Origin of the sequence: Amycolatopsis sp. EV170708-02-1 (assembly GCF_022479115.1) — a bacterium.
Lineage (GTDB): Bacteria > Actinomycetota > Actinomycetes > Mycobacteriales > Pseudonocardiaceae > Amycolatopsis.
On sequence record NZ_CP092497.1, the window covers coordinates 4,881,951 to 4,895,091 of the forward strand.

Sequence of the window (13,141 nt, forward strand, 5' to 3'; positions counted from 1 at the left end):
GGTCCTTCCCACAGGCTTCATCGACGGCAGGATTTGTTGTTAGCGGCAACTTATTACCTGAACCGTCGCGCCCGGCAGGGCCGATCGGAGTAACCCGGACCAGTTACGTCACTGGTCCGGTGAAGCGGCCGGGACCACTGGGCGGGCCGCCGAGGATGAGGTCGGCGGCACGAGCGAGGACTTCGAGACGGGTCCGTCCCGGATGGTCGGCGGCGAGGAAGTGGTTGCCGATGGCCGCACAGAAGGCGAGCAAGGCACGGGCTTCGACCTCGTCGGGATCGTCGCAGAACGTGGCGATCCCATCGCGGGCCAGCTGCATACGCCGGTTGTCCACGCGCCGCAGGCGTTCGGCCACGGCCTCGTCGCGACGAGCCCAGTCACGAACGGCCAGATCGATGGGCAGCAGCCGGCCACCGGAGAAGGTGAGCCGACCGGCCAGCCGGACCTTGTCCCGCGCGTCGCATCCCTCCCGCTCGACGCGGGCGAGGACCTCGTCGACGCTTTCGTACTCCCAGGCGTCCAGCATCGCCTCGAGCAGGGCCGCGCGGTCGGCGAAGTAGCCGTAGAACCCGCCCTTGGTCACGCCGAGCGCCTTGGCGAGAGCCTCCACGCGCACCGCGTCCACCCCGCCCTCCGCCAGCGCGCGCAGACCTTGTTCGACCCACTTCTCACGCGGTGTGCGCAAAGCGCCCATGCCGTGGCCCACCTCACCTCTCCGCCGGTTGTACGCCACCGTATAACCGGTCTAGCCTGACGTTATACGCAACCGTATAACACTATCTGGGGAGTTGGCATGATCAAATGGGCGGGTTGGCTCATCACCCTGTTCGGTGCGGCGCACACCCTCGGCGCCCTCACGGTGTTGAAGGCCGCCGGGCATGCCGGCACGTGGTTCAGCGGAGCCTTGTGGCGGGACGACCTCACCGCCATGAGCCCCGCGAACAGCGCCTTCTGGCTCAGCGCGGCCAGTTTCGGCGTGCCGCTCGTCCTGGTCGGCCTGACCGTGCTGTGGCTGGAGCGGCGCGGAATCACCCCTCCCCTGTTCCTCGCGTGGGCGCTGGGAATCTGGACGCTGCTGATCGCCGCGGTCCTCCTGTTCACGCCGTGGCCGATCCTCCTGGTCGCGACCGTGCTGCTGCTGGCCGGGATCCGGCGCAGCGAACCGGCCCCGCCGCGAGGTGCGACGGGGCCGGATCAGGGAGTGCGCGGGATCAGCCGACCGGACGCGGCTTGAGGTTCACCTCCACCGTGTTGCCGGGGCCGGAGGTGACACCGGTGATGATGTCGTTGAGGAACCCACAGCCCTGCAGCGGCGGCAGGGTGTAGGACCCGGTGAGCTTGCCACCGGCCAGCGGGTCGAAGCCCGCCTTCGACTGGAGCGGGATCTGGGCCGGCGTCTTCGTCTGGCACTTCGCGCTCGACGAGACCGGGAAGCCGAAGACGCTGATCCGCGGCAGCTTGACCGTCACCGCCGAGGTCGACTTCAGCACCCCGTCGGCCAGCGTGCCGGTGGTCTTGCCCGCCGACACGAACTCGATCTTCGCGTTGACCGGGACGAAACCCCAGAGCGTGAGGTTCGCGCTCGTCGGGTTCAGCGTCAGATCGGCCTCGAAGGTCCCGTTCGCCAGGCTGATCGCGGCGTTGATGCCACCGCGCAGGTCGATCGGGCCGGAGAGCTTCTTCAGCTGGGTCTTGCCGGTCAGGTCGTAGCTGTACTTGACGATCGGGGACGTGTTCGGCTTGGTCTTCGCCGTGACCGGCGCGCTGGCGGCCGACTTGTTCCCCGCGGCGTCCTTGGCGACCACGGTGAAGGTGTACTCCGTGTCGGCCGTGAGACCGTCCACAGTGGCCGAAGTCCCGGTGACCGACTTGACGACCTCGGTGCCCTTCAAGATGTCGTAGCCGGTGACACCCACGTTGTCCGTCGAGGCGTCCCATTCGAGGCTCACGCTGGTCTGCGTGGTCCCCGTGGACCGCGGGTTGCCCGGCACGGCGGGAGCCACGGTGTCGGGAGAGGCCTGCGTCCGGACGGTGATGGCGGCACTGGGAGCCGACGCGTTGCCCGCGGCGTCCTTCGCGACCACGGTGAACGAGTACTCCGTGTCCGGCGCGAGACCGTCCACAGTGGCCGAAGTACCCGCCACCGACTTCACCAGCGTGCCGCCGTTGAACACGTCATAGCCGGTGACACCGACGTTGTCCGTCGACGCGTTCCATTCGAGGTTCACGCTGGTCTGCGTGGTTCCCGTGGAGCGCGGGTTGCCCGGCGCGACGGGAGCCTGCGTGTCCGGCGCCGCCTGCGTCTTCGCGGTGACAGCGGCACTCGCCGCCGACACGTTGCCCGCGGCGTCCTTCGCCACCACGGTGAACGAGTACTCCGTGTCCGGCGCGAGACCGTCCACAGTGGCCGAAGTCCCCGCCACCGACTTCACCAAGGTGCCGCCGATGAAGACGTCGTAACCGACGACACCGACGTTGTCCGTCGACGCGTTCCAGGACAGCGCGACGCTGGACTGGGTGACGTCGGTCGTGGCGAGACCGGCCGGAACGCTGGGCGCTTCGGTGTCGGGAGCCGTGGCGGTCCGGGCGGTCACCGGCGCGCTGGGCTCCGACTTGTTCCCGGCCGCGTCCTTGGCCACCACGGTGAAGGTGTACTCGGTGTCGGCGGCGAGACCGTCGACGGTGGCGCTGGTTTCGGTCACCGACTTCACAAGGGTGGCGCCGTTGTAGACGTCGTAACCGGTGACGCCGACATTGTCACTCGACGCGTCCCACGCCAGGCCGATGCTGGAAGCCGAGGCACCGGTCGAGCGCGGGTTGCCGGGCACACCCGGAGCCTGCGTGTCGGGTGCCGCCTGCGTCTTCGCCGTGACGGCGGAGCTCGCCGCCGACGCATTGCCCGCGGCGTCCTTCGCCACCACGGTGAAGGTGTACTCGGTATCGGCCGTCAGACCGTCGATCGTGACCTGGGGCTCCGTGACCGACTTGACGACCTCGGTGCCCTTCAAGACGTCGTAGCCGGTGACACCGACGTTGTCGCTCGAAGCGTCCCAGGCCAGCGTCACGCTGGTTTGGGTGGTTCCGGTCGAGTGCACGTTCCCGGGCGTCGTCGGCGCCTGCGTGTCCGGGGCCTTCGCGGTCCGGGCGGTGGCGGGCGCGGTGGCGGGCGAGACGTTGCCCGCCGCGTCCTTCGCCTTGACGGTGAAGGAGTACTCCGTGTCCGGGGTGAGCCCGTCGACCGTGGCCGACGTGCCGGTCACGGATTTGACGAGATCGGCGCCCGAGTAGACGTCGTACCCGGTCACGGCGACGTTGTCGGTGGCGGCGTCCCAGGACAGCGCGACGCTGTTCTGGGTGACGTCACCGACCGTCACGGCGTCGGGGGCCGAAGGCGGGATCGTGTCCGCCGCCGCGGTGACGGTGAAGGTGTGCAGCACGTTGGCCTGGCCGCTCGCGGGAGTGCAGTCCGCGACGAAGGTGCCGAGGCCGGTCTCCGCACCCGAAGCCGTCAACGGGGTCATGGTCAGCACCAGATCGTGCACCGACAGGGTGGCCGTCCCCGGCTGGTCGAACCGCAGCGACGGCGCGGAACCGGTCGCGTTGATCACCAGGTCGTTGCCCTTGGGCGGGATCGGTTGCTGCGGAACCGCGGTCGGCACGCCGACGGCGAGATGCCCCTGCGGGCTGGAGACCAGCGACGTGGCCAGAGCCGATCCCTTGATGGTCTCGGCGCCGACGAGCCGGAGCCCTTCGGTGGCCGTCGAGCCCGCGTTGGAAACGGCCTTGATGTCTATCTTGGGGGTGAACTGGCCCACCGGGATCGACTCGGGCAACGTGGCGTCGATGTCGACCGTGACGTCCTGGTTGCCGATCAACGGGAACGGGCAGCTGTAGACCTGCTTCAGCGGCGGGCGGTTCCCCGAGCCGACAACGGCTTCCGGGGTGACCGGCGAACCGGTCACCGTGTAGGTCTGCAACACCGTCTCGGCCCCCGCCGCCAGCGTGCAGTCCGAAGTGAAGGTGCCGAGACCGGTCTCGGTGCCGTCGGCCTTGAGCGGGGTCATCACCAGCTGCAGGTTGTTCACGGCGAGCGTCGCGGTGCCCGGCTGGTCGAACCTCAGCGCGGGCGCGCTACCGGTGGCGTTCACGATGAGGTCGTTGCCCGCCGCCGGGATGGGCTGCTTCGGCACGTCGGAGTCGACCTTCACCGTCATCGAGCCCTGGCTGCCGGGCATCGTCACGGTGGAGGTCGCCTTCGCGGTGCCCTTGATGGATTCGGCCCCTACGAGACGAAGGCCTTCCGTCGCCGTCTTGCCCGCGTTGGACACGGCGGTGATCTCGATGGCGGGAGTCAGTTTCCCGGTCTCGATCGTCGAAGGTTGAGTGGTCTTGATGGTGACCGAGACGTTCTGATTACCGATCAACGGGAACGGGCACGAGTAATTCTGCGTGAGCTCACCCGGAGCCGCGGCACTGGTGCCCGAAGCGATCGTGAGACCCAGTGTCACCAAGGCCGCCGTGCTCACGACGGCGATGCCCCCGGCCAGTCTTCGACTACGTCTTCTGTGTTTCACAGGTCCCTCTCCAACACATAGACCACACCCGCCGAAACCATCGGACAAACGATTAATGCCCGCTTTCGCGGGCTCTTCCCAGCGGGCGCGTGTGCACATTTACGGGTATGCCACAGGGAATTAACACACCCGCGAGGCTCGGCAGGCAAGCAAAATCACAGAGCCCGCGCGACCATTCTTCGTCTTTGTCATACGCGGTCGATTCGCCGTTCGCGAATCTGTCAGCCGCGCCTCCAAAACGTCCGCCGCCACCCCGGGAAGGGTGGTTACTGGCCAACAGGGCCGCGATCGGGTCGGCTTACTTGCCGCGCCAGGGCGGGACCCAGCCGAGGCGTTTGCAGACCGTGTCGAGGTCGGCGTCGGTCAGGCTCCGGCGATCCGAGAGGTTCGCCGACCGCGGCCCGAGGATCTGCATCCGGTCGACCGCGGTGCCCGGGTCGCCGATGTCCTTGCGGACCTCGATCAGGAAGTCCGCGTAGAGGCGGAACTGGATGTCGGGCGGTGCTCCGGCGGGGAGTCCCTGCATGAGGCGGGAGTACGCCTTGACGATGCCGTCCGAGCCGTACACGTTCACCCAGGTGTCGAAGCGGCGCTTGTGCTTCAGCTCCTCTTCCGTGGGCATGTCGTCGCTGGTGAACATGCGTTCCAGCATGTCGACGACGGGCTCGCACATCTCGCGTTTCTGCTCGGAGATCCGTTCGCGAACCTGGTCGGCGCTCTGCACCCGCGCTTCGAGACGGCGTGCGGCCAGCGCGAAGATCCCGGCGACCACCGCCGCGGAGACCGAGGCGATGGCCGCGATGACGGCGACGACGATGGACGACATGCGATCGATCCAACCACGATCGGCCGCGCGGCGAAGGTCACTCAGCGGGAAGCGTCGGCCAGAATCCCGGCCACGACGCGACGTGCGTTCTCCGCTTCCGCATCGGCGCGGCCCCGTGCCTGGGCGCAAGTGACCAGCGTCTTCCACAGCGCCCAACCACGCCCGCGCTCCCATTCCGGGCCGTCGGCCGAAATCCCCTCGCGGAACGCTTCCCTGCCTTCGGCGGTCAGCAACGTCCATGCGATCGCCAAGTCGCAGGACGGATCCCCGACCCCGCAGGTACCGAAATCGATGACGGCCGCCAGCTCCCCGCCATCGAGCAGGAGATTCCCCGGCGCGATGTCGCCGTGGAACCACCGATCCGTTCCGTCCCAGGGAGTTGCCAGCGCGGTCTTCCAGATCTCGCGCGCCGCGCCGACGTCGATGTCGCCGTCCAACGCCGTGAGCGCGCGCTCAGTCTGCGCGTCGTAGGTGCGCAGGGTGGCGCCCCGGAACCAGTTGTGCTTGCCCGGGCGAGGGCCGTCGGCGGGGTCGATGCTCCGCAGCGCCGCCAGGAAACCGGACAGGTCGAGGGCGAACCGGACCGGGTCGGCGATCCGGCCGGCACTCGCGGGTTCGCCGTCGAGCCATCGGTAGACCGACCACTCGAAGGGATAGCCCGCGCCAGGGCGTCCCTGCGCCAGCGGAACCGGGATGGGCAGCGGCAGCCGGGGAGCGAGCAGCGGGAGCCAGCGCTGCTCCTTGTCCACCGCCAAGGCGTACTCGGCGGCGCTCGGCAGCCGTGCCACCATGTCGTCGCCGATCCGGAAGGTCCTGTTGTCCCACCCGGATTCGGCCACCGGCCGGACCGGAAGACCGGCCCACTCCGGGAACTGCTCGCCGAGCAGCCCGCGCACCTGCGCCGCGTCCACGGTGATCCGCCGCGGCGGCGGGCCCAGGTCCGGAGTGCTCATCGCTCGGCGGGAATCCACACACCGAGTCTCGTCGTGCCGTCCAGTGAATATTCGGCGGACTTCCGCCCCGGAGTCGACGCGGTGGCGGTGCGCGGGCTGAAGGCTCCCTTCACCGCGTGAGATGCGGCTAATGGAGCCTTCGCCCCGGCCGGATACGGCGTCGTGAGCGGCGATCATGCCCGAGGGACGCGGTCGAGTGTGGAGGATTCGGGACGGTGAACGTCCTCAATCCTCCACACTCGATCTCCGGATCGGTACGAGCCGCTAGCCGAGGGTCCAGTACACCGCGCGCGACTTCCCTGCCGCGTTCGAGGCGGTTCCGACAACCCGGCCGTTGTCCGTGATCCGGTAGCCCTGGCTGCGGGTGCCGCCCGGCAGCGTGCCCAGCTGCCTGCGTTCCCCATCACGGAACCAGACCGTCGCCTGGCTCCGGAAAGTGCCTGCCACGGTGCCCTGGGAATCGACCGCTTCGGCGTCGGCGCCGAGACCGTCGTCGGGCAGCGCGGTGACGTTGCCGTCGGGGTCCCAGCGCAGGGCGGACGGACGGGGCGGGTTGAGGTAGCCGGTGCCGACCACGTAACCGGTGGGGCCGATCCCGTAGATCCACACCGAGTAGGGGCTGGGCCAGTCCAAGGGGTGGAGCACGCCGTCCCGATCCCATTTCGCCGGGATCGGGGGCCCGCTGCTGGTCTCCCGCAAGGTTCCGGCGGCCACACCGCCCTTGTTGACGCGGCTCGCGCCGCTGCTCACCCCGTGCGGCGCCAGCTCGGTGATCGGCCCGCCGTTCACCCACCGCGCGGCCTGGTTCGCCGCGGAGCGGACGGCGCTGCCGACGATGATGGTGCCGTCTCCGGAGATGCCGTCGGCCATGCTCCAGGTCTCGCCGGGCAACGTGCCCAGGTCGGTGGCCACGCCGTCGGGATCCCATCGGAACCCGTGGTACTGCTCGGCAGGCGTCAGCCAGCTCCCGACGACGACGTTGGTGTCGCTGATCGCCCACGCGGTGGCGTTGTGATAGCCGGGCGGAAGCTGCAGCAAGGTCGCCTGCCCCGCCGCGTCCCAGCGAGCGGGGACGGCGGTGGTCGCGGTCAGCACGTATCCCGCGGACACCCCGAGGCCGTTGATGGCACGCACCTGTCCCTCGGTGCCTCCCGGCGTGGGCAGCGCCATGATCTGCCCGTTCGCGTCCCAGCGGACCGGATGGCTGCGCTTCGGGTTCGGCCCCACGAGCGACAGCCCCACCATCTCCCCCGCTTCGTTGACCGCGAGGACCGTGCTCTCGTCGTCCCCTGGCAGCGTGCCGAGATCCACCGGCCCCGCCGTGGTGGCCCGCGCGGTCCCCGTCACCGCTCCGGTGGCCACGGCGAGAGCCGCCACCAGCGTGAACATCCGTCTTCGCCCGACCGGCACACGATTCCTCATCGACGACTCCCCAATCCCGATCCAGTGGTGTGGATATGCGGACCCCGGAGCGACATTAATGCACTCGCTTCACGAATCGCTCACGTTCCACACGAACAGCCGACCGGTGCCGCGGGGAGCGGAACCTCTTGACAGAAGCCGGATTCGCCGGTCGTGCGCACCGGTGCCGGAAAACCCGGCACATTCTTGACACAAGAAGCGCGGACTATCCGGAAAATGCCGTCGGGAAACACAATCGGGCGGCGGCATTCGTACGTTCGGCCGTATCTTCGGCAATGCGTCGCGTCAGGTGTTCGCGCCGAGCCGGTCCGCCCGGACGAGATCGGCCAGGAGCGCGGCCTGTTCCCGGTGGTATGCCTCGACGTTCGCCAGTTTGACGTCTTCGTAGCCACGAACCAGATCGGGCAGCTCGGCCAAGGCAAGCAGCCTTCCGCGATCGGCGTCCTCGGTGCCGAAAGCGGTGAGGATCGTCTCCCGGTACTGCCCGACGAGCTCCCGCTCGACCTTCCGGACGTGTGCCTTGCCGAACGGGTCCCACCGGGTGCCGCGCAGCTTCCGCGCGGCGCGCAGCGCGACGAACACCGGGCGGAACTTCGGGCCCAGCGCGATCTTTCGTTTCATTCCCATCGCGCGCAGGAAGGGCGGGTGCAGACGGTAGGCGTACCGGCTCCCGACACCGAACTCCGCCTCGATCCCGGCGAGCACGGCGGGATCGAGCGACAGCCGCGCGACCTCGTACTCGTCCTTGTAGGCCATCAGTTTGTGCAGATTGCGTGCCACCGCTTCGGTGATGGCGGTCGAATCCCCTTCCAGGACCCGGACGTGCTCGACGAACTCGGCGTACTCCCGCGCGTAGCGAACGTTCTGGTACTGGACGAGTTCGGGAACGCGGATGTCCAGCAGCCGCGCGAGTTCCGAACCCGGCTCGGCGTGCACGAGCGCGCGAGCGCGCAGGGCGGCCGCCGACGGGGCCGGCGTCGCGGCGACGGCGGGCGGGGCGACCAGGGCGTGCAGTCCGTCCGGGTCGGCGACGAGCTGCCTGCCGCGCCGGAACGCCTGGAGGTTGCCCGCGACGGCGACCCCGTTGAGTTCGATCGCGCGTTCCACGCTGGCCGCGTCCAGCGGGATGGCGCCGGTCTGGTACGCCGCCCCGAGCTGGAGGATGTTGGCGAACTGGTCGTCGTCGAACAGGGTTTCCGCGACTTCCCGCGCGTCGAGCGCCACCGTCCGCGCCGCGTTGTCCGAGATCGCCCCGCGCACGGCGGCGGCGTCGGGGAAGGACACCGTGGTGTCGACGACCATCCGGCCGGTCGGCACCTCGGTCGTGGAGACCACGGCCGTGGTCCGGCCGGGGTCCGCCACCGTCAGATGCGCCGGATCCGCGCCGACGAGGACGTCGCAGGCCAGGTAGAGGTCGCACTCCCCCGCCGCGAGCTTCGGGGCCTGCGGCGTCGGCTCCGCGGTGATCTTCAGATCCGAGACGACGGCGCCGCCCTTCTGCGCGAGCCCGGTCTGGTCCAGTGTGCGGACCTGCTTGCCTTCGAGCACGGCGGCCGTGGCGAGGATCTGCGCGACGGTGACCACGCCGGTCCCGCCGACCCCGGTGATACGCACGGTGAAGTCGGTGCCGCCGGTCTCGGGATCGGGCAGTTCGGCCGCGGTGATCTCCCCGGCCGCGCGCCGGTGTTTGCGGCCGGTGGGCACCACCGTCATGAACGACGGGCAGTCCCCCGCCAGGCAGGAGTAGTCCACGTTGCACGACGACTGGTGGATCGCGGTCTTACGGCCGAATTCGGTGCCGACCGGCTGCACGGACAGGCAGTTCGACTTCTCGCCGCAGTCGCCGCAGCCCTCGCACACCCGCTCGTTGATCACGACCTTGGCGGCCGGGGTCTCCAGCTTGCCCCGACGGCGTTTGCGGCGCTTCTCGGCGGCGCATTCCTGATCGTGGATGAGCACCGTCACCCCGGGAACGCGGGCCAATTCCTCTTGCGTGCTCAGCAGTTCGTCGCGGTGCCGGACCTCGACGCCGTCCGGCATCCGGACACCGCGGAGCCGCTTCGGCTCGTCACTGGTGACGACCACCTTCGCGACGCCTTCGACCAGGAGCAGCGACGCCAGCCGGTCCACCGAGAGCCCGCCGACGGCGTCCTGCCCGCCGGTCATCGCGACCGTCGCGTTGTAGAGGATCTTGTAGGTGATGTTCACCCCGGCGGCCACCGCCGCCCGCACCGCGAGGCTGCCGGAATGGGTGAACGTGCCGTCGCCGATGTTCTGCACGAAATGCGAGGCGTCGACGAACGGTTCCATCCCGAGCCACTGCGCGCCCTCGCCGCCCATCTGGGTCAGGCCGACCACGTCACCGACCTGTTCCGGCTCCATGAACAGCGCCATGGCGTGACAGCCGATACCGCCGCCCACCACCGTGCCCTCGGGCACCTTGGTCGAGGAGTTGTGCGGGCAGCCGGAGCAGAAGTACGGCGTCCTGGTCAGCAACGGCACGGAGATGCGCTCGCGGCGGCGGCGCTGCCGCCACGCGGTCACCGACGGGATCTCGTGGTGCTCGCTCAGCCGGGCGGCCAGCGCCCTCGCGATGGCGTCCGGTTCGAGCTCGCCGAGCTCGGTGCACAACGTGCGCCCGTCCGGGCCGGTCTTGCCGTACACGGCGGGCGCGCCGGCGGTGCCGTACAGCACCTCCTTGATCGCCGACTCGACGAAGGAACGCTTCTCCTCCACCACGACGATCTCGCTCAGGCCGTCGGCGAACCGGCGGACGATCGACGGTTCGAGCGGGTGGATGACGCCGAGCTTGAGGATCCGGATCCCGTGCCGGGACAACGCTTCGGCGTCCAGGCCGAGCAACCGCAGTGCCTGCATCAGGTCCAAATAGGACTTTCCGGCGGTGACGATGCCGACGCGGTCCGCCGGTCCTTCGCAGACGATCCGGTTGACCCCGCTCGCGCGCACGTAGTCGACGGCCAGCGGCAGGCGTTCGGTGTACAGGCTGCGTTCGAGCGCCATCAACGTGGTGCCGAGCAGCCGGGTGCTGGGCTTGTGCCGGTACGCGGGCAACTCCAGCTCCGGCGCCGTCCACGCGGGCCGGACGTGCGCGGTGCTCGCGGCGTCGGCCACGTTCGCCACGAGTTTCATCGACGACCACAGTCCGCTCGCCCTGGACAGCTCCACGGCGTGCAGCCCGAAGTCCAGCACGTCCTGGGAGTCGGACGGGAAGAACACCGGCATGGCCAGATCGGCCAGCGCGAGCTCGGAGGCGCAGGGCACCGACGAGGACTTGGCGTTCGGATCGTCGCCGACCAGCGCCACCGCGCCGCCCGCCGGGTCGGTACCCGCGAGGTTGGCGTGCCGCAGGGCGTCGGTCGCCCGGTCGAGGCCGGGTGCCTTGCCGTACCAGAACCCGGTGACCCCGCCGCGCGACGAGCCGACCGACGCGGTGAGCTGGCTGCCCATGACCGCGGTCGCGGCGAGCTCCTCGTTCAGGCCGGGACGGTGCACGACGTCGTGCTTCTCGAGCAGGTGGGAGCGACGGCCGAGTTCGAGGTCGTAGCCTGCCAGCGGCGACCCCTCGTAGCCCGAGACGAACACGGCGGGGGACGCCCCGGCGGCGCGGTCGTGCCGCACCCGGTCGAACAACATCCGGACCAGGGCCTGGACGCCGCTGAGGTAGACGGTGCCGTCCTCCCGCAGATACCGGTCCTCCAACGTGAACTGCTCCACCAGACCTGCCTCCTTCGGCACCCCCGCGTGACGTCACGACAGAAGACCCGACCACGCGGGCCGCCGCAACAGGCGGCAGTCTATTGGCACCCGGCACGCAAAAAATCCGGCCCATCTTCTCTGCTGGCCAATATTCGTTGCGTCTGCGTACCATCCTGGCTCATGGCGGACCAGCTCATCGACGAGACCGATCGCGAGATCCTCGAACTGCTGCGGGAGGACGCCCGGCGCACCCTGGGCGACATCGGGGCCCGCGTCACGCTGTCCACCGCGGCGGTCAAACGCCGGATCGACCGCATGCAGGAGAACGGCGTCATCGTCGGCTACACCGTCCAGATCGACCACGCCAAACTCGGCTGGGGCATCGAGGCGTTCACCGAACTGCGGTTCACCGGGACCACCAAGGTCGGCGAGATCGTCCGCACCACCACCCGGATGCCCGAGGCGCAGGCGGTGTTCACCATCGCGGGCGACCCCGACGCGCTCGTCTGGCTGCGGGTGCGGGACATGGGTCATCTGCAGCGCACCATCGACGAGATCCGGCGGCATCACCAGGTGACGGGCACGAAGACGCTGATGGTGCTGGACTCCTGGACGCGAGGGCAGCAGTGGCCCCACCCCTCGTGAGTGGCAAGGACGGTTCTAACCGTCCTTGCCACTCACGAGGCGGGTGGCGCCCCGCAGCAGCCGCTCCCCTGTGCGCGCGAGGTACTCGCCGAATTCCGCCGGTTCCTCCACCGTGAACCCGATGTCGGTGAGCGTCAGCACGACCGCCAGCCACTCGAAGGAATCGACGTACGCGACATATCGGCACCGGTGGTCACCGAGGGCCTCGAAACTCCCGTCGATCCGGTGAAGCCGGGCAGCGGCCTCAGGCGCGCCGACCTCCAGGGTCAGCGTGATCCGGAGGGATTTCGGGCTGTGGAAGCGTTCCTGGAGATGAGCCGCGACGTCGCCGACGGGGAGCGCACGCGGCTCGAACGCCACTTCGGTCATCGACGGCGCACCGATCCGGTCGAGCCGGAAGCTCCGCCAATCCCGCCTGCCGAGGTCCCAGGCGTAGAGGTACCACCGCCTGCCGAGCTGGACGAGCCGCATCGGCTCGACCGTCCGCGCCGACGGGCCGTCCTTTCCCGTGTACCCGAACTCGAGGCACCGCCGGGCCGCGATCGCCGCGGCCAGGACGTTCAGGATGTCTGGGGCGACCCGCGGCTGTTCGCCGCTCCCGAACTCGACCGCGGCGAGCATTTCGTCGGTCCGCCGTCGCAGTGCCGCCGGCAGGACGCGCCGGAGTTTCGCGGCGGCGCGGTCGGCCGATTCGGCGGTCAGGTCCACGCCGGTTCCGCCCGCCGCGGCGAGCCGCAGGCCGAGCACGGTGGCGATCGCCTCGTCGTGTTCCAGCATGAGCGGCGGCAGCGCGCTGCCCGCGACCAGCCGGTAGTTGCCTCCCGGACCGCGGCTGCTCTCCACGGGATAACCGAGCCCGCGGAGGTGGTCGATGTCCCGGCGCAGGGTGCGCGGCGGGACTTCCATGGCCGTCGCGAGTTCGGCGGCGGGCCAGGCCCGGCCGGACTGCAGGAGCGACAGCAGCCGCAGCATCCGTTCCCGTGGTGCCGTCACGACGCCTCCCG

The 13,141-nt window shown here is 69.6% G+C and carries 9 protein-coding genes; 2 read left to right on the forward strand and 7 right to left on the reverse strand.

Annotated elements, in window-relative coordinates; all coding sequences use genetic code 11:
- Positions 1–103: 103 nt before the first annotated feature.
- Positions 104–694 (reverse strand): TetR/AcrR family transcriptional regulator, encoded by a 591-nt coding sequence (locus tag MJQ72_RS22260; RefSeq protein ID WP_240592907.1) that lies wholly within the window; start codon positions 692–694, stop codon positions 104–106.
- A 99-nt stretch (positions 695–793) separates the two neighbouring features.
- Between MJQ72_RS22260 and MJQ72_RS22265 the strand changes: the two genes are divergently transcribed.
- On the forward strand, positions 794–1,234 hold the full coding sequence (locus tag MJQ72_RS22265) for a DUF6463 family protein (protein ID WP_240592908.1): 441 nt from the start codon (positions 794–796) through the stop codon (positions 1,232–1,234).
- Here the strand turns inward: MJQ72_RS22265 and MJQ72_RS22270 are convergent.
- The 5 genes from MJQ72_RS22270 to MJQ72_RS22290 all read right to left on the reverse strand — a co-directional run bounded on the left by MJQ72_RS22270 (position 1,212) and on the right by MJQ72_RS22290 (position 11,510).
- Positions 1,212–4,526, reverse strand: a complete 3,315-nt coding sequence (locus MJQ72_RS22270; protein WP_240592909.1) for a fibronectin type III domain-containing protein — start codon at positions 4,524–4,526, stop codon at positions 1,212–1,214. The two genes, MJQ72_RS22265 and MJQ72_RS22270, sit on opposite strands and share 23 nt — an antisense overlap.
- A gap of 346 nt (positions 4,527–4,872) precedes the next feature.
- On the reverse strand, positions 4,873–5,400 hold the full coding sequence (locus MJQ72_RS22275; RefSeq protein WP_240592910.1) for a hypothetical protein: 528 nt from the start codon (positions 5,398–5,400) through the stop codon (positions 4,873–4,875).
- Between the two features lie 41 nt (positions 5,401–5,441).
- Positions 5,442–6,353, reverse strand: a complete 912-nt coding sequence (locus MJQ72_RS22280) for an aminoglycoside phosphotransferase family protein (RefSeq protein WP_240592911.1) — start codon at positions 6,351–6,353, stop codon at positions 5,442–5,444.
- 264 nt (positions 6,354–6,617) lie between these two features.
- Positions 6,618–7,775 carry an HAF repeat-containing protein gene (locus MJQ72_RS22285; RefSeq protein WP_240592912.1) on the reverse strand — a complete coding sequence of 386 codons (1,158 nt, stop codon included), beginning with the start codon at positions 7,773–7,775 and terminating at the stop codon, positions 6,618–6,620.
- A 285-nt stretch (positions 7,776–8,060) separates the two neighbouring features.
- Entirely contained in the window at positions 8,061–11,510 is a 3,450-nt protein-coding gene (locus tag MJQ72_RS22290; protein ID WP_240592913.1) for an indolepyruvate ferredoxin oxidoreductase family protein, read from the reverse strand.
- Positions 11,511–11,672: 162 nt separating this feature from the next.
- Here MJQ72_RS22290 and MJQ72_RS22295 point away from each other — a divergent pair, with 162 nt between their 5' ends.
- Positions 11,673–12,137, forward strand: a complete 465-nt coding sequence (locus tag MJQ72_RS22295) for an Lrp/AsnC family transcriptional regulator (RefSeq protein WP_038512105.1) — start codon at positions 11,673–11,675, stop codon at positions 12,135–12,137.
- Between the two features lie 15 nt (positions 12,138–12,152).
- Here the strand turns inward: MJQ72_RS22295 and MJQ72_RS22300 are convergent, their stop codons facing one another.
- Positions 12,153–13,130: a YafY family protein gene (locus MJQ72_RS22300; protein ID WP_240592914.1), complete on the reverse strand. Its 978-nt coding sequence runs from the start codon at positions 13,128–13,130 to the stop codon at positions 12,153–12,155.
- Positions 13,131–13,141 lie beyond the last annotated feature (11 nt).

Coding starts and splice junctions, on each gene's coding strand:
- MJQ72_RS22295 (WP_038512105.1), top strand. CDS start 11,673: ATGGCGGACCAGCTCATCGACGAGACCGATCGCGAGATCCTCGAACTG.
- MJQ72_RS22275 (WP_240592910.1), bottom strand. CDS start 5,400: ATGTCGTCCATCGTCGTCGCCGTCATCGCGGCCATCGCCTCGGTCTCC.
- MJQ72_RS22280 (WP_240592911.1), bottom strand. CDS start 6,353: ATGAGCACTCCGGACCTGGGCCCGCCGCCGCGGCGGATCACCGTGGAC.
- MJQ72_RS22285 (WP_240592912.1), bottom strand. CDS start 7,775: ATGAGGAATCGTGTGCCGGTCGGGCGAAGACGGATGTTCACGCTGGTG.
- MJQ72_RS22260 (WP_240592907.1), bottom strand. CDS start 694: ATGGGCGCTTTGCGCACACCGCGTGAGAAGTGGGTCGAACAAGGTCTG.
- MJQ72_RS22265 (WP_240592908.1), top strand. CDS start 794: ATGATCAAATGGGCGGGTTGGCTCATCACCCTGTTCGGTGCGGCGCAC.